The following is a 16,992-nucleotide window of genomic DNA, read 5'->3' as shown; positions in this document are numbered from 1 at the left end:
CGACACCCGCAACGATAACCCGACCTCAGGTCACCGCCCGCAGCATGGCTGTGTTCGACTGGATGATCGTGTTGAGTTCCACGATCCGCGCCAGCCGGGCCTCGATCTCGTCCTGCCCCGCGTCGAGCTGGTCGACGATGCCCGAGAGCGAGTCGCCGGAGCCGTTCAGCGCCGCGCTCTCGATCTTGCACATCATCCGGGTCGAGCTGAGACCGGTGACGTAGCGCTTCATGTCGAGCACGCTGCGGCCGAGCCGCGTGGCCTCGGCCTCGACCACCTTCAGCGATTCCTGGGCGAGCTTGCGGAAATTGTCCGCCTCGAGCTGCAGCGTCGCCTTGTCCTCGCTGAGCGCGGTGGTGTCCGGCGCGCCCTTGAGATCCTCTTCGAAGAGCAGCGACATCTCGCGCTGCATGATCGCGGCGCCGACGAGGAACTGGCCGCGCTCGATGGTCTCGCGCATGCGGACATAAGTGCTGTCCTTGCCGTCCATGAAGTCGCGCACCCAGCTGGCCATCTCGTCGAGCATCGAACCGTAGTTCACCGAGATCGCGCTGATCGGGCCGCCCGCGTTCTCGAGCCGCGAGGCGAGGATCCGCATGTTCATCGGCACGGTTCGGATCGCCTTGATGATCTCGGTCATCTCGTCGGTCTCGTCCCGGATCTGGGCGATGGTCCGCGACATGGTGAGGAAGCGCAGCTGACGCGGGTCGAGCGGCACGTTGGTGCGCTTCGACCGCTCCTCCAGTTCCAGCGACAGCGCGGCGGACATGAAGGCGTCGTAATCCTCGAACCCCTTGGCCTGCAGCGCCTCGAGCAGCGCTTCGGTGCTGCGCGCGGGGCTGACGTTCTCTTCGAGCTCGGCCTTGCGCAGCTCTGCATAGAGCGCCTGCACCTCGTGGAAGAGCGGCGTATGCGGCTTGATCCGCACCGACAGGTACCCGTCCTTGATGGGCCAGGCCACCGCGAGCACCCAGTAGAAGCGCCCGTCCTTGGTGCGGTTCTTGACGTAGGCCGACACCTCCTGCCGGTTCTTCAGCCGCTCCCAGAACAGGTTGAAGACCCCCTTGGGCATGTCCGGGTGGCGCACGAGCTTGTGCGGCGCGCCCTTCAGCTCTTCCCACATGTAGCCCGAGATGCGGCGGAAGACGCTGTTGCCTTCGATGATCACGCCGCGTTCATCGGTGCGGGAATAGAACATCCCCCCCGGCTCGAACGGCACCTCCCCCACGCCGCTGCTGCGGGTCTGGGAAACGAGCTGGGAATCATGTTGCGACATCAGGACCTCGCGCAATCAGGGCGGCATTGGCCCGGAGATTGCACGAAGCGCCTTTCCAGAACGTGAACGCGGGCGGAGATTTCCGCCCGCGCTCATGACCTTGCGAAAGGGCCCGCCCGGTTCAGCCGGGGCTCATGCCCCGCAGGTGCTCGGACCGGCGACGCAGCATCTCGACCGAGGCCAGCAGCAGGATCGAGATGCCGACGAGGATCGTCGCCGCGGCGAGGATCGTCGGCGAGATCTGCTCGCGCAGGCCGGTGAACATCTGCCAGGGCAGCGTCTGCAGTTCGGCCGAGCCGATGAAGAGCACCACCACCACCTCGTCGAAGGAGGTGATGAAGGCGAAGAGGCCGCCCGAGATCACGCCCGGCAGGATCAGCGGCATCTGCACCCGGAAGAAGGTGGTCACCGGGTTCGCGCCCATGTTCGCCGCCGCCCGGGTCAGCGAGCGGTCGAAGCCCACCAGCGTCGCGGTCACGGTGATGATCACGAAGGGGATGCCCAGCACCGCGTGGGCCAGCACGACGCCCCAGTAGGTGCCGACGATGCCGATCTTCGAGTAGAAGAAGTACATGCCGGTGGCCGAGATGATCAGCGGCACGATCATCGGCGAGATCAGGATCGCCATGATCGTGCGCTTGCCCGGCACGTGCGACTGCGACAGGCCGATGGCCGCCAGCGTGCCCAGAGACACCGAGATCAGCGTCGCCACCGGAGCGATCAGCAGCGAGTTCTTCACCGCCCGGGTCCATTCCGGGTTGGTCAGGAAGTCGCGGTAGTGCTTCAGCGAGTAGCCGGCGGGGTCGAAACGCAGCATCTCCGGGGTGAAGGTGAAGAAGTCCTGCGCGTTGAACGACAGCGGCATGACCACGAGGATCGGCGTGATCAGGAAGACGAAGATTGCCCCGCAGATCACCCGGAACGTGTAGTGCCAGAGCACCTGCCCCGGGGTCAGGTACGGCACGAGGCGGACCCGGTAGCGGCCGTAGCCGATCCGGTAGACGAACCAGCCGAAGAACCAGCCGAAGAGCGCCCCGATCACCGCGCCGGGGATGCCTCCGAGCAGGAAGCCGGCGATGGCGAAGACCGCGACCAGCCCCCAGCGGGCGGCGCGCTCGGCGCCCTTGCCGAGCACCGAGACGAAGACCAGCCCGATGATGGCGAGCAGGATCGCCCCGGCGACCAGCCCGAGCAGCACCGAGCCGTTGGCGGCGCCGATGAAGATCCCGGCGAAGGCACCTGCGGCAGCGACCACCGGCAGGGTGAAGGACAGGGGTTTCTTGCCCGCGGGCGTGAGGATGACGTCGTTCATGGCCTTACCCCAGCTTCACGTTGTCGATGCCGACGATGCGGTCGTAGGCCCAGTAGAGGAGCAGGACCACCGCCAGCAGGATCGTGCCCAGCGCGGCCGCGAGGCCCCAGTTGAGCGAGGACGAGATGTGGTAGGCGATCCGGTTCGAGATGAAGGTACCGGTGGTGCCGCCGACGATCTCGGGGGTGATGTAGTAGCCGATCGACAGGATGAAGACGAGGATCGAGCCCGCCCCGATGCCCGGCACCGACTGCGGGAAGTAGACCCGCCAGAAGGTCGTCCAGTTGGTCGCCCCCAGCGACTTGGCAGCGCGCACGTAGGATGGCGGGATCGTCGACATCACCGAGTACATCGGCAGTATCATGAACGGCAGCAGGATGTGCGTCATGGCGACGATGGTGCCGAACTGGTTGTTGATCATCACCAGCCGGTCGCCGTCGGAGACGAGGCCGATCCAGACCAGCACGTCGTTGATGACGCCCTGTTGCTGCAGCATCACCTTCCACGCGCTGGTACGCACCAGCAGCGAGGTCCAGAACGGCAGCAGCACGAGGATCATCAGCAGGTTGGCGGTCCGCGACGGCAGGTTCGACAGGATGTAGGCCACAGGGTAGCCGAGCAGGATGCAGCTGAAGGTGATGACCATCGACATGAACAGGGTACGCTGGAACAGCATGATGTAGATGCGCTGGTTCTCGGGCCGGGCCTCTACCCCATCGGGGGTCAGCTGCATGTCGACCGAGTTCAGGAAGTAGCCGGAGGTGTAGTTCGGGCTGTAGAGCTTGATGGTGCGCCAGATCTCGGGCTGCACCCAGTCGCGGTCGATCTCCTCGAAGCCGTCCCGGAAGGTCACGGTCTCGAAGTCCGCACCGGCGACGAGCTCGTCCGCGGCCTTGAGCATGTCGGCGCGGGGCCCGTTGTAGGACGACATATCTCCCGCGGCGAGATCCTCGTAGAGCGCGGTGTGCACCGCGGACCAGGGCTCTTCCTCGAGCAGGTTCTTCCTTTCTTCGCGTTGCTGGTACCTGGCGAAGGTCGCGTATTCACGCGAGGTGACGGGCAGCAGCTCGTCCATGCCCTCGCGGAGCTTGAATCGGGGCTGGCGGCCCTCTTCGCTCGCGGCCCACTCCTTCTGCTCGGCGAGCCAGTCGGGGTCGCCCAGAAGCTCGACCCATGTAGCGGCCTCGTCCCAGTCCTTGTTCAGGTCCTCGAACTGGTCCTGGTAGACCTCGCCGATGTCGTCGAGCCCGCGGCCCGACTTGCGGAACAGCGACGAGGCGCCGGTCATCTCGTAATTGAGGCGGGTGCCGAGGCGGGTGTGATTCTTCTGCTCGGCGGCGAGGAAGATATCGTAGTAGGCGGCCTCGAACGCGGCGTCGCCGGGAAGCCCTTCGCCGTCCCAATCCTCGAGCGCCTCGGTGGTCAGCGGCATGGTGTCCGAGACGATCTCGTTCTCGACCGATCGAAACAGCATGTCCGCGATCGGCGCGATGAAGGTGACGAGCACGAAAAGCAGCAGCGGTGCGATCAGCATCGATGCCCGGATCTTTTCCATCCGCAGCGCCCGTGCCAGGCTTTTCTTCAGCGGCGTGCCATCGGCGGCCAGCATCGGGCCGGAGGCTTTGTCCTCTGCGCTTGCATCGGTCATGGGGGTCCCCGTTGTCATGTTATTTCCGTGCGGTCTCTTGCGGATGCACTGTTGCGGGCAGGTGCCCGTCGCGGCGGGGGCGGACGCCTGGTCCGCCCCCACGCTGACTTACTTGGCCAGCCAGGCCTGGAATTTCGCGTCGATGTCGTCGCGATAGTCAGCCCAGAATTCGTACTGGGTCACGAAGACATTGGTGGCGTTGGCCGGATCGGTCGGCATGTGCGGCGCCATCTCGATGCCGAGCTCGGCGTGCTTGCCGACCAGCGGCGCGGACGAGGCACGGGCCGGGCCGTAGGAGATGTAGGCGGCCTGATCGGCCAGGCGCTGGGTGTCGGTGGCGAAGAGCAGGAAGTCCTTCACGCGGGCCAGACGGTCCTCGGGCAGACCTTCGGGGATGATCCAGCCGTCGAAGTCGAGCATCTGTGCATCCCACAGCATGCCGATGGGCTGATCCTGCTCGGCGATGGCCGAGAACAGGCGACCGTTGTAGGTCGATCCCATGATCACTTCGCCATCGGCCAGCAGCTGCGGCGTATCGGCACCAGCCGACCACCAGACCACCTGGTCCTTGATGCTGTCGAGCTTGGCCAGCGCCTGGTCCTGCCCTTCGGGGGTCGCCAGCACGTCGTAGATCTCGTCCTTGGGGACGCCGTCGCAGAGCAGGGCCCATTCGACGTTGCCGATGGGACGCTTGTTCAGCGACCGCTTGCCCGGATAGGTTTCCAGATCGAAGATCGCGCAGATGTCGCTGGGCGGGGTGTCGCCCACGAGATCGGTACGGTAGCCCACGGTGGTCGAGAACACGATCTGCGGGATGAAGCAGTCGGACACGATGGAATCGCCGAAGTCGTCCGTGGCGGACGAGCCGTCTTCGCCTGCCGCCAGGATCTCGTCGTGGTCGACCTCCATCGCAAGGCCTTCGTCGCACAGGCGGATTGCGTCGGCCGCTTCCACGTCAACGAGATCCCAGGTGATGTTGCCGGCCTCGTTCATGGCGCGCAGCTTGGCCACTGCCTCGTTCGAGGATTCGTCCCACGAGATCTGAAGCTCGGGGTGCATCTCAAGGTAAGGCTCGGAATAGGCCTTGATCTGGCTGTTCTGGTAGGCGCCGCCCCACGACACGATGGTCATGCTGTCGGACATTTCCTGCGCCGCCACTGCACCCGCGGCGACCGTCAGCGCCGTCGTTGCCAGAAGGGTTTTGCTGAATTTCATGCTATTGGCTCCCATTTCAACCCGTTCACTATGTACGAACCGCACGACGGGTCTACGCGACGGTCCTGTCCGGCGGGAGGCGGGATCGCCCGCCCCTTCCGATGTACTGCAACCCGGCCGGCGCAAGGCGCCGGCACGCGCGTCAGTCGGCGTCGAGCGCGCGACAATCCTCCGGCAACCAGCCGATGGTGATCTCTTCGCCCGGGCGCAGGCGGCGCTGGTCAGGACGGTTACGCGTCTTGATGACGAACTCGTCGTTGCCTGCCACCGAAAGCCGGGTGCGGAAGATATCACCCATGTAGATGAATTCCTTTACCGTGGCCTTCAGGGTATGGGACTCATCGCCAAGCTGCGGGTCAAGCTCGACCCGTTCGGGCCGGATCGACACGCGGGTGCGGTCGCCGACCTTGCTCACGTTGACGGGGCGGGCGTCGATCATCTCGCCCCCGTCCAGCTGCACGGTGCAGCGGTCTCCGCTGATCTCCTTCACCACACCTTCCAGCGTGTTGTTCTCGCCGATGAACTGCGCCACGAAGCTGTTCTGCGGCGCCTCGTAAAGCTCGTCCGGCGGCGCGAGCTGCTGGATCCGGCCGTCGTTGAACACCGCCACGCGGTCCGACATGGTCAGCGCCTCGGTCTGGTCGTGCGTCACGTAGACCGTGGTGATGCCGAGCTGGTGCGCGAGGCTGGTGATCTCGAACTGCATCTTCTCGCGCAGCTGCTTGTCGAGCGCGCCGAGCGGTTCGTCCATCAGCACCAGCTCCGGCTCGAACACCAGCGCGCGGGCCAGGGCGATCCGCTGCTGCTGACCACCCGAAAGCTGCGCCGGACGGCGGCCGCCAAAGGCGCCCATCTCGACCATGTCGAGCGCCCGCTTGACCTTCTGCTCGCGCTCGGACTTGCCGATCTTGCGCACCTCGAGCGGGAAGCTGAGGTTCTCTGCGACGGTCATGTGGGGGAAGAGCGCGTAGTTCTGGAAGACCATCCCGATGCCGCGCTTGTGAGGCGGGATGTTGTTGATGCTGACCCCGTCGAGCTTGATCTCGCCATGGGTGGCCGTTTCGAACCCCGCCAGCATCATCAGGCAGGTGGTCTTGCCCGATCCGGACGGCCCGAGCATGGTCAGGAACTCGCCCTTGGGCAAAGAGAGGTTCAGGTCTTTGACGACGAGTGTCTCGCCGTCATAGCTTTTCTGAACACGTTCGAAGGCGACGAATGCGTCGTTTACTCCGGTATCTGGCAAATCCGGCTCCCCGTTTATGTCTCGCGGATTGTTTCCGCTGTCTTGCCCCAAACTAAACCGCGTCCGGCGAAGTCTTGCAACCGGATAGGCGCGAAACAAAGGCTAGCCCGGCGAAGACGGGAAGCCCGGGCAGAAAAGCGGCACTCTGCAGGCGAAAAGCGCCATAGGACCGCCCCTCATCGGGAAAATCGGCGCTTCCCCTTGGGAAACTCTTCGGGGCGTCGGGCGGCCACGAAGGTCTTGAACCCGGCCTGACCCCTTGAAATCACGCAGTTTCGAGTCTGCGTTTGCATGATTTTTCGGCAGTCGCGGCCATTTTCGTCAGAATGCCCTGCTTGCGACACCGGATGTCGGTTTATGGCAGCCAGAGTTGTACACAACAGTCTAGCTGGACAGAGACCCAAGACCGGAGTTTCCCATGCGCCAGCACCGATTCCAGAAGGATCTTCCCTTCTCCGAGGCGGAATACGAACGACGTCTCGCGCTGACCCGTGCCGCCATGGAGCGCGCGGGCATCGAGGTACTGCTGGTCACCGACCCCTCGAACATGGCCTGGCTCACCGCCTATGACGGCTGGTCCTTCTACGTGCACCAGGGCGTCCTGGTGTTCCAGGACGCCGACCCGGTGTGGTGGGGCCGCAACCAGGACACCAACGGCGCGGTGCGCACGGTATGGATGGGCGACGACCGCGTCATCGGCTACGCCGACAACTACGTGCAGTCGACCGAGCGTCACCCGATGGAGGACCTCGCCCAGCGCCTGATCGGCATGGGCCACGAGGGCGCGCGCCTCGGCGTCGAGATGGACAATTACTACTTCTCCGCCAAGGCCTACATGTCGCTCGCCGCCAGCCTGCCGCAGGCCAAGCTCATCGACGCCACGGCGCTGGTGAACTGGCAGCGCGGCATCAAGTCCGCGGAAGAGATCGCCTTCATGCGCAAGGCCGCGAAGATCTCGGAAAAGATCGTCGACGGCCTGCTCGAGCGCGTCGAGCCCGGCGTGGCCAAGAACGCGGTGGTGGCCGAGATCCAGCGCGACGCCATCCTCGGCGTCGGCGACGACTGGGGCGACTACGCCGCCATCGTGCCGCTGCTGCCCTCGGGCTCGGACGCCGCCGCCCCGCACCTGACCTGGGACGGCAGGCCCTTCAACAAGGGCGAGGCGACCTTCTTCGAGATCGCCGGCTGCTACCGCCGCTACCACACGCCGTTCTGCCGCACGATCTTCCTCGGCGAGCCGCCCGACCTCTTCCTTGCCGCCGAGGCCGCCCTCGTCGAAGGGCTCGAGGCCGGGATCGAGGCCGCCCGCGCCGGCAACCGCGCCTGCGACATTGCCAACGCGCTGGCCGCCCCTCTGGAGCGCGCCGGCATCGAGCGCGGCGCCCGCTGCGGCTATCCCATCGGCCTCAGCTACCCGCCCGACTGGGGCGAGCGCACCATCTCGCTGCGTGCCGAGGACGAGACAGTGCTGCAACCCGGCATGACCTTCCACTTCATGCCCGGCCTGTGGATGTCCGACTGGGGGCTCGAGATCACCGAATCCATCCTGATCACCGAAGACGGCCCGGCAGAATGCTTCTGCGACCGCCCCCGCAAGATGTTCGTGAAGGACTGACCCGATGCTGCAAGCCACCGAAACGATCCTCGCCGAGCTCATCTCCTTTCCCACCGTCTCGAGCGACAGCAACCTCGACATGATGGGCTGGATGGCGGACCGGCTCGAACACCACGGCGCCAAGGTCGAGCTCTTCGCCGATTCCTCCGGCGCCAAGGCCAACATGTTCGCCACCATTGGCCCGGACGTGCCGGGCGGCGTGGTGCTCTCGGGCCATTCCGACGTGGTGCCGGTCACCGACCAGGTCTGGCATTCGAGCCCCTTCGCCCTCACCGAGCGCAACGACCTGCTGCACGGCCGTGGCGCCTGCGACATGAAGGGCTTCATTGCCGCCGCGCTGGCCATGGCCTCGCCGCTCTGCGAGACGCCGCTGAAGCGGCCGGTGCACCTGTGCTTCACCCATGACGAGGAAATCGGATGCATGGGCGCCCGCGCGCTGGTGCCCGAGCTGCAGCGCCGCGGCTACCGCCCGCGCATGGCCATCGTGGGCGAGCCCACCGACATGCGCATCATCGAGGGCCACAAGGGCTGCTGCGAGTACACCTGCCGCTTCCACGGGCTCGAGGGCCACGGCTCCGCCCCCGAGCGCGGCGTCAACGCGGTGGAATACGCGGTGCGCTACGTCACCCGGCTGATGAGCCTCGCCGAGACGCTGAAGACACGCACGCCGGCCAATTCGCGCTTCGACCCGCCCTGGACCACGATCAATGTCGGCCGCCTGCAGGGCGGTGTGGCGCACAACGTGATCCCCGGCCTCGCCGAGCTCGACTGGGAGATGCGCCCGGCCCAGCAGGGCGACGCCGCCTTCGTCAAGGACGCGCTGCAGGCCTATGTCGAGACCGAGCTCCTGCCCGCCATGCGCAAGGTCAACCCCGCCGCCCGCATCGACACGCAGGTGATCGGCGAGGTCGCGGGGCTCGAGCCGATGCCCGAGAACGCCGCCCGCGATCTCGTGGCGCAGCTCACCGGCAACCACGACACCGGCGTCGTGCCCTTCGGCACCGAGGCCGGCCTGTTCCAGGAGATGGGCATGTCCGTGGTGGTCTGCGGCCCGGGCTCGATCGCGCAGGCCCACAAGCCCGACGAATACGTCTCGCGCGACCAGCTCTCGCAATGCCTGACCATGCTCGAGGGCATCGCGAAAAGCATCGCCGCGTGAGCACCGCCGCGGCGCGCCACCAGCGCCTGCACGCGGAACTGCGCAGCCGGATCTGCCTGCTCGACTACCCGCCGGGCACCCGCCTTTCCGAGACCGCGCTGGCAGACGAGTTCGGCACCTCGCGCACGCCGCTGCGCCGGGTGCTGGCCCGGCTCGAGGACGAGGGCCTCGTCGAAAGCCGCCACGGCGTCGGCACGCTGGTGACGGACGTCGATCTCGCGCGCATGGAACAGGTCTACGGCCTGCGCCTGCACCTCGCCGAGCTCGTCGGCCACCTCGACCCGGCCCCGGTCACCGCCGAGGTGCAGGCCGGCATCGCCGACCATGTCGCCCGCGGCACGGCACTTGTCGCCAGCCCCGACGCCCGCAGCTTCGCGCAGCTCAACATGGACTACCATGGCTTCGGCCTGTCGCTCACCGACAATCTGCCGCTGCGCGCCACCGCCGAACGGCTCTATTTCCTCACCGCCCGGATCTGGCTGCAATCGATCCCGCGCATGGACCTCGCCTCGGAATGCGCGATCTTCCTCTCCGAGATGCAGGACACCGCCGCCGCGCTCGCCACCGGCGACACCGAGGCCGCCGCCGCCATCCGCCGCACCCACATCGCGATGAGCGTCACCCGCATGGCACGCTGACCCCGCCCTCCATCTTGCCGGGATAAACTCCGGGAGAGCCGCTGCACGCGACGCGGGCGGTGCCCGCCGGCACCCTCGCCGCTCCATCCCGACGCGCAGTCCAGACAGACCCGGACCACAACGCATGCCGCCCGGACGTCACCCCGGCCACACCCATATCCCGATGAACACCACCCGAAGGACGCGCTGACCCCACCCTTCATCTTGCCAAATAAACTCCGGGGGAGTCGCGGCACGCGACGGGGGCAGAGCCCCCTCCGCCCCCATCACCCCACGTGGCACATCAGAATCGCACGCCCCGACGCGACCCCGCCAATCCCTCCGGCACCAGCAACCGCGTGCCCGGCGCTGCCAATGCCGCGACAAGCCGGAGATGGTCACGGCGGAAGGCGATGCAGCCCTCGGTCGCAAAGCCCGGCCGCCGCCACTGATGGAGGAAGATCGCCGAGCCCCAGCCCGGCACCGCCTCGGGCCAGTTCCAGTCGGTCAGCAGCACGATGTCATAGAGCGGATCGGCCCGGCGCATCCGCTCGTGGCTCGCAGCGTAAGGCGCGCGCACCATCTGGTTGTAGGCCTCGTCGCCCATGTCGTCGGACCACAGGTCCCCCGGCAGGATCGGCTCGGCCCAGGGCGCCGGACGCGGCACCCGGTCGGGCCGGTAGAGCGTTCCCACGATCATGTGCTCGCCCACCGGCGTCGCCCCGTCGCCCTCGCGCTTGGCAGCCTTCACCCCGCCGCGTCCCACGGAACAGGGCCAGACCCGCCCGGCAAAGCGCAGCCCCATGGTCGTCAGAACCATCTCCATCGTGCTCTCCTTCTCGACGTCCTACAGCAGATGCCCGGATTTCGCCGCCTTGGTGGCAAGGTAATGCGCGTTGAACGCGGTCTTGCCGACCTTCAGCGGCACCCGCTCGGTCACCGCGAGGCCGCAGCGCTCCATCATCGCCAGCTTGTTGGGGTTGTTGGTCAGCAGCCGCACCGAACCGAACCCCATCCGGCGCAGGATCTCGGCCCCGAGCCGGAAATCGCGCTCGTCGTCCTCGAATCCCAGCCGGTGGTTGGCCTCGACGGTGTCGAACCCCTGGTCCTGCAGCGCATAGGCCCGCATCTTGTTGGCAAGCCCGATGCCCCGGCCCTCCTGGTTGAGGTAGAGCAGCACCCCTGCCCCCTCCTCGCCCATGCGCCCGAGCGCCGCGTGCAGCTGCGGGCCGCAATCGCACTTGAGCGAGCCCAGCACGTCGCCGGTGAAACAGGCCGAATGCAGCCGCGCCAGCACCGGGGCGCTGCGGTCGGGCCGCCCGACCTCGATGGCATAGTGCTCCTCCGAGCCGTCCTGCGGCCGGAAGATGTGCAGCCGCGCGTTCTCGGCCCGCGACAGCGGCACCCGCGCCGAGACCACGTGATCGAGATTGGCGAGCAGCAGCATCGACGGCGCGGCGGCCACCCCGTCCACCAGCGTCAGGTTCTCGCGCAGCGCCACCGCCCGCGCCGCCTCGACCGGCAGCAGAAGGGCCGCGGGGAGCAGTCGCGCCGACTTGGCAAGCGTGAGCGCAAGCCGCTGCAGCGAGACGTCGCCGCCGCGGCGCTCCTTCAGCGGGCCCTTCATCGGCATCGACAGATCGTCCGCGGGATCGGCGATGCTGCGCACCCAGTCGAGCCCGGCATCCGCCGGCACCGCCACCCGCGCCAGGTCTCCGTCATAGACCCGCGCCTTCAGCGTCGCCGCCCGCCGTGCCGTCAGCACGAGGTCGCCCTCGCCCCCGGCGTCCTGGAACAGCGCCAGCCGGTCCTGCGACACCGTCTCGGCGGCCAGCATCATCATCCCCGCCCCGTCCGCCCCCGCGAGCACCACCGGCACGCCCATGCGCAGGTCGGCGCGGGCCCGCGCGAGGATCTCCATCAGGTTCGGCGAGAGGGGCATGTGGGACCTTCCGGGCAAGCGCGCTGAAACAAAGCAGCTGCGATCCTGTAACAAAAGCCCTCCGTCAACACGAGGGCGTGAGACTGGTGCAGCAAAACTTGCCCACACGCAACGGTGTTTCCATGTGATGTCGAAACGACAAGGAGACAAGCCCATGGCGCAGATCAAGAATATCCTGCTTGTGGACGACGACGACGACCTGCGCGAGGCGTTGGCAGAGCAGCTCGTGATGACCGAGGATTTCGAGGTCTTCGAAGCCGAGAACGGCGCCGCCGCCATGGCGCGGGTCAAGGAGCAGAACTACGAGCTCATCATCCTCGACGTGGGCCTGCCCGACACCGACGGGCGCGAGCTCTGCCGGCTGATGCGCAAGCAGGGCGTCAAGGCACCGATCATCGTGCTGACCGGCCACGACACCGACGCGGACACCATCCTCGGGCTCGACGCCGGCGCCAACGACTACGTGACCAAGCCCTTCAAGTTCCCCGTGCTGCTGGCCCGCATCCGCGCCCAGCTGCGCCAGCACGAGCAGTCCGAAGACGCCGTCTTCACCGTGGGCCCCTACACGTTCAAGCCCGCGATGAAGCTGCTGGTCACCGATGACGAGCGCAAGATCCGCCTGACCGAGAAGGAGACGAACATCCTCAAGTTCCTCTACCGCTCGACCGAAGGCGTGGTGCCTCGTGACGTGCTGCTGCACGAGGTCTGGGGCTACAACGCCGGCGTCACCACCCATACGCTGGAAACCCACATCTACCGCCTGCGCCAGAAGATCGAGCCCGATCCCTCGAACGCGCGCATCCTCGTCACCGAGTCGGGCGGCTACCGTCTGGTGGCCTGAGCGGCAGAGCGCCCGGCCGCAGTGTCCGGCCTGCCTCCGGCGGGAGTTTATCCGGCAAGATGAAGACAGGGCGCCGCGACCCCGCGCTTCATCTTGCCCTTAAACTCCGGGGGAGTCCGCGGCACGCGGACGGGGGCAGCGCCCCCTTCGACAGAAGACACAAAGGGCCGCCCCGGGGATCAGGGCGGCCCTTCGCTTTTTCCTGAGGCTCGGGGTTACTCGGCGGCGCGGATCGGCGTGTCGTCGGTCACCGGCAGCGACGGATCGCCGTGCTCGCCGGTCTCGAGCGCGCGGCGCACCCCGGCCTCGTACTCCGGGTGGACCTTCTTCAGAACCGCCAGCCAGCGCTCCTTGACCCCGTCGGTGCAGGGCGCCATGCCGCCGGCCATGTTGCGGTGCAGCCGGTCGCGCTCCTCGTCGTTCAGCACGTCGGCGTAAAGCGCGCGGGGCTGGACGTAGTCGATGTCGTCCTCGACCTGATCGAAGCGCGCGGCAACAGCCTCGGGGTCGATGCGCATCGGCGGCTCCTGCACGCTCTCGTCCGCCACCGGCCCATCATACTGGTTGGGCTCGTAATAGGCGTCGGAATTGCCGAAGTCGTTGGTGAAGAACCGCATCGCGCCGTCTTTGTGGTAGTGGTTCACCCGGCCGTTCCTGGGGGCATTCGCCGGCAGCGCCTCGTAATGGGTGCCAAGCCGGTAGCGGTGCGCGTCGGCGTAGGAGAAGATCCGCGCCTGCAGCATCTTGTCCGGCGAGAAGCCGATGCCGGGCACCACGTTGTTGACGTTGTAGGCGGCGTTCTCGACCATCTGGAAGTAGTTCTCGGGGATGGTGTGCATCTCGAGCTCGCCCACCTCGATCAGCGGGTAGTCCGCGTGCGGCCAGACCTTGGTCAGGTCGAACGGGTTGAACGGCGTCTCAAGCGCCTGCTCCTCGGTCATCACCTGGATGAACATTGTCCATTTCGGGAAGCGCCCCTCGGTCACCATGTTCCAGAGCTCTTCCTGGTAGCTCTCGCGGGTCTTGCCGATGATCTCGGCGGCCTTCGCATCCGAAAGCCACTCGTGGCCCTGACCGGTATGGAAGTGGAACTTGACCCAGTGGCGCTCGCCGGCGGCGTTCCACATCGAGAACGTGTGCGAGCCGTAGCCGTTCATGTGGGCCGGAGAGCGCGGGATGCCGCGGTCCGACATGAGGATGGTGACCTGGTGAATTGATTCGGGCTGACTCGCCCAGAAGTCGAACATTGCCTCCGGAGACCGCATGTTGGTCTTCGGATGCCGCTTTTGTGTGCGGATGAAATCCGGAAATTTGAAGGCATCCCGGACGAAGAAAACCGGCGTGTTGTTGCCGACCATGTCCCAGTTGCCGTCGTCTGTGTAGAACTTGAGGGCGAAGCCGCGCACGTCCCGCTCGGCATCGGCGGCGCCGCGTTCGCCCGCCACGGTGGACCAGCGCGAGAGCACCTCGGTGGTCTTGCCGATCTGGGAAAACAGGTTGGCGCAGGTGTATCTCGTGATGTCGTGGGTCACGGTGAAGGTGCCCTGCAGCCCCCACCCCTTGGCGTGCACGACGCGCTCGGGGATCCGCTCGCGGTTCTGATGTGCCAGCTTTTCAAGGAGATGGTGGTCCTGCATCAGCACCGGGCCGCGGCGGCCGGCGGTCTGCGAGGTGCGGTTCGTCGGGGACGGCGCTCCGGAGGTGGAGGTAAGTGTCGGCTTCTCTGCCATGGGTCCTTCGCTTTCTCTCTGGCGAGCTGTCTGGCGTGAAAGGGTTGGCGTGGTGTGGCGCAGACCGGAAGCTGTCCGCGGTGTTATGGTCGAACGAACGGGAGCACCATTCGTTCCGACACACGTCATGCGGGAGCTCTCGCGGCCTCCCTGCCCCATCAGCGGAAAACCGGCGTTGCACTTGAGGCAGATCAGAGACGCATTGTCAGAACAGGGCTAACTCCTATATTCGAAACGTCCCGTTGCATGTGCGGGCAATCACATGCACCTCCCTGTTGGACCTGGCCGGGCTTTTTGCCCGGCCTTTTTTTGCCCCCGCCCGGCTGATTCGGTGCGCGCGCCGGGTCGAAGACCACTTCGGACGCAGCGTCAGAGGGGGCGATAGACCGTCGCAGAGGTAAGTTTTGTGTCATTTTTTCGGATTTCGTGAACGCCCCGGCGGCGCAAAACGCTTGGGCACGGGATTTCATGAAAGATCAGCATACAAGGGAAATAAGGCGTTTCCTGAAATCGGACCCTCACCGGCGTCCGGATATCGGACAAAACGGGCACACCATCACCAGGAAACCATAGGGAAACAAATACAAAATCCGGCATCACTGGAAATGCCCCAGATAACGCGGTGGGCTTCAGGAATCCCCGCCTGAAGCCCACCTGTCTGCGGCCGTCCGTGAGTGGAGCTTGCAGATCCTATCTAGCATTACTCCACCATAAGAAGATTAACAAAGTCGTAATTTTCCCTCCGTTACGAACAAGGCGTGATGCAATGCGATTTCCACCCGCGTTGTGGACCGCCATACGCACATGATATGGGCGATGCGATGAATGACGTCTTTTCCGAGAAGCTGCAGGCCGACGTGCCGCGCCGGCTTGAACACCCCTATGACAATGTCCCCGTCCTCGACTGGTGGAAGTACGACTACGATCATGTCTTCGTGGTCCTGAACCCGTTCTTCCGCGTTCCGGGCTACACCCCGGAGACCGCGAGCTACGGGCCCGTGCGCCTGCCCTTCGACCCCGAGATGCTGGTCGACCGCATCGAGGAGGGCGACCTGCCGGAACCGGCCAACCCCGCGCCCGAGGGGTTCGAGGACCTGATCAAGCAGACCGGCACCGCCGTGCCCTGGTCCGAGGTCGCGATGGCGCTCGGCATCTCCGACTTCGAACGCTTCGCCCGCATCGTCTGGCTTCAGGTGATCGCGGGCGAGATTTCCGAGGACGATGCCGAGATCGCCGCCGGGCTGGCGGAGTACTGCGCCCTAACCGGCCTCTACACGCCCGAGGAGGACCTGCTCCCCGCGGTGATGGAGCCCGCGCTCGGGCGCTATCTCGAGGCGCTGGGGCTCGACGGTGTGGTGCTCTGGAGCGAATGGCGCGAGGCCTCGCGCAGCTGCGCCACCGAGTCCTTCTCGCGCGACAACCCGGCCACCGTGCTGCCCGGCGAGAAGCTCGCGGCCGTCGCGGCGCCGGGGATGCTGCTGAGCTGGGGCTACGACGACGTGGCGGGGCTGCTCGCGCTCACCGACGAGCGCCGCCGGCAGGCCGACCCTGCCCGCTTCTTCGAGGGCTTCTGGGCCAGCGCAGACACGCCGTCGCTGGTCTTTGCCCCCGAGGACGCAATACCGGCCTCGCGCCGCAACTGACCGCGCCTCAATCCGGCCGGAAAGCCCGCCCAAACGAAAACGCCCCGGCACGATGACCGGGGCGTTTCATTATTCAGAGGGTGGGCAGCCTCAGTCGGCTGCCTCTTCCTTCTTCGATTTCTTCTCTTCCGGCAGCTCTTCACCGGTTTCCTGGTCGACCATCTTCATCGCCAGGCGGACCTTGCCGCGGTCGTCGAAGCCAAGCAGCTTGACGTAGACTTCCTGGCCTTCCTTCAGAACGTCCGAGGGATGGTTCAGGCGGCGGTTCTCGATCTGACTGACGTGCACGAGGCCGTCACGCTTGCCGAAGAAGTTCACGAAGGCGCCGAAGTCGACGATCTTCACGACCTTGCCCTTGTAGACGTGGCCTTCCTCGGGCTCTGCGACGATCGAGTAGATCATGTCGTAGGCCTTCTGGATGGCCTCGCCGTTGGCGGAGGCGATCTTGATCACGCCATCGTCGTTGATGTCGACCTTGGCGCCGGACACTTCGACGATCTCGCGGATCACCTTGCCGCCCGAGCCGATCACTTCACGGATCTTGTCGGTCGGGATCTGCATCGTCTCGATGCGCGGTGCGTGGACCGAGAACTCGCCGGCTTCGGTGAGCGCCTTGGCCATCTCGGCGAGGATGTGCAGACGGCCTGCCTTGGCCTGTGCCAGGGCCTGCTTCATGATCTCGGGGGTGATGCCCGCGACCTTGATGTCCATCTGCAGCGAGGTGATGCCGTTCTCGGTGCCTGCGACCTTG

The 16,992-nt window shown here is 66.1% G+C and carries 14 protein-coding genes; 5 read left to right on the top strand and 9 right to left on the bottom strand.

From position 1 onward, the window contains the following. Window positions 1–25: 25 nt before the first annotated feature. The 5 genes from HC022_RS07550 to HC022_RS07530 form a co-directional block, all read right to left on the bottom strand. A complete protein-coding gene (locus tag HC022_RS07550) occupies window positions 26–1,276 on the bottom strand; it encodes a PAS domain-containing protein (RefSeq protein ID WP_008883169.1) in 1,251 nt (416 codons plus the stop codon). 121 nt (window positions 1,277–1,397) lie between these two features. Further along, window positions 1,398–2,588 carry an ABC transporter permease gene (locus tag HC022_RS07545; RefSeq protein WP_167452001.1) on the bottom strand — a complete coding sequence of 397 codons (1,191 nt, stop codon included), beginning with the start codon at window positions 2,586–2,588 and terminating at the stop codon, window positions 1,398–1,400. Between the two features lie 4 nt (window positions 2,589–2,592). Next, window positions 2,593–4,236 (bottom strand): ABC transporter permease, encoded by a 1,644-nt coding sequence (locus tag HC022_RS07540; RefSeq protein WP_167452000.1) that lies wholly within the window; start codon window positions 4,234–4,236, stop codon window positions 2,593–2,595. Window positions 4,237–4,344: 108 nt separating this feature from the next. Continuing rightward, window positions 4,345–5,451: an extracellular solute-binding protein gene (locus tag HC022_RS07535; RefSeq protein WP_008883510.1), complete on the bottom strand. Its 1,107-nt coding sequence runs from the start codon at window positions 5,449–5,451 to the stop codon at window positions 4,345–4,347. Between the two features lie 142 nt (window positions 5,452–5,593). Further along, the gene (locus HC022_RS07530; protein ID WP_089958725.1) at window positions 5,594–6,694 is read right to left on the bottom strand and encodes an ABC transporter ATP-binding protein; all 1,101 of its coding nucleotides are present in this window, start codon (window positions 6,692–6,694) and stop codon (window positions 5,594–5,596) included. 418 nt (window positions 6,695–7,112) lie between these two features. On the opposite strand from HC022_RS07530, the gene HC022_RS07525 reads away from it, so the two are divergent. From HC022_RS07525 to HC022_RS07515, 3 genes are read left to right on the top strand one after another with little or no spacing between them, the layout of a single operon-like run. After that, a complete protein-coding gene (locus HC022_RS07525) occupies window positions 7,113–8,309 on the top strand; it encodes a M24 family metallopeptidase (protein WP_167451999.1) in 1,197 nt (398 codons plus the stop codon). 4 nt (window positions 8,310–8,313) lie between these two features. Next, entirely contained in the window at window positions 8,314–9,468 is a 1,155-nt protein-coding gene (gene argE / locus HC022_RS07520) for an acetylornithine deacetylase (protein ID WP_089958733.1), read from the top strand. Further along, a complete protein-coding gene (locus HC022_RS07515) occupies window positions 9,465–10,106 on the top strand; it encodes a GntR family transcriptional regulator (protein ID WP_167451998.1) in 642 nt (213 codons plus the stop codon). The genes argE and HC022_RS07515 overlap by 4 nt, the downstream gene beginning before the upstream one ends. Before the next feature lie 283 nt (window positions 10,107–10,389). Here the strand turns inward: HC022_RS07515 and HC022_RS07510 are convergent, their stop codons facing one another. Continuing rightward, window positions 10,390–10,911: a L,D-transpeptidase gene (locus HC022_RS07510; protein ID WP_167451997.1), complete on the bottom strand. Its 522-nt coding sequence runs from the start codon at window positions 10,909–10,911 to the stop codon at window positions 10,390–10,392. A gap of 21 nt (window positions 10,912–10,932) precedes the next feature. Continuing rightward, on the bottom strand, window positions 10,933–12,027 hold the full coding sequence (ribA, locus tag HC022_RS07505; protein WP_167451996.1) for a GTP cyclohydrolase II: 1,095 nt from the start codon (window positions 12,025–12,027) through the stop codon (window positions 10,933–10,935). A 154-nt stretch (window positions 12,028–12,181) separates the two neighbouring features. On the opposite strand from ribA, the gene HC022_RS07500 reads away from it, so the two are divergent. Further along, window positions 12,182–12,868: a response regulator transcription factor gene (locus HC022_RS07500; protein ID WP_167451995.1), complete on the top strand. Its 687-nt coding sequence runs from the start codon at window positions 12,182–12,184 to the stop codon at window positions 12,866–12,868. A 215-nt stretch (window positions 12,869–13,083) separates the two neighbouring features. Here the strand turns inward: HC022_RS07500 and HC022_RS07495 are convergent, their stop codons facing one another. Further along, a complete protein-coding gene (locus HC022_RS07495; RefSeq protein ID WP_167451994.1) occupies window positions 13,084–14,598 on the bottom strand; it encodes a catalase in 1,515 nt (504 codons plus the stop codon). An 821-nt stretch (window positions 14,599–15,419) separates the two neighbouring features. Here HC022_RS07495 and HC022_RS07490 point away from each other — a divergent pair. Next, on the top strand, window positions 15,420–16,241 hold the full coding sequence (locus HC022_RS07490; RefSeq protein ID WP_167451993.1) for a hypothetical protein: 822 nt from the start codon (window positions 15,420–15,422) through the stop codon (window positions 16,239–16,241). 90 nt (window positions 16,242–16,331) lie between these two features. Here HC022_RS07490 and HC022_RS07485 read toward each other — a convergent pair. Then, a partial coding sequence (locus tag HC022_RS07485; RefSeq protein WP_167451992.1) for a S1 RNA-binding domain-containing protein occupies window positions 16,332–16,992 on the bottom strand: 661 nt, incomplete at its 5' end.

The organism is Salipiger sp. HF18 (assembly GCF_011806505.1).
Lineage (GTDB): Bacteria > Pseudomonadota > Alphaproteobacteria > Rhodobacterales > Rhodobacteraceae > Salipiger > Salipiger thiooxidans.
The sequence above is the reverse complement of the archived record's forward strand: the minus strand, read 5'-3'. Positions and strand labels throughout refer to the sequence as shown.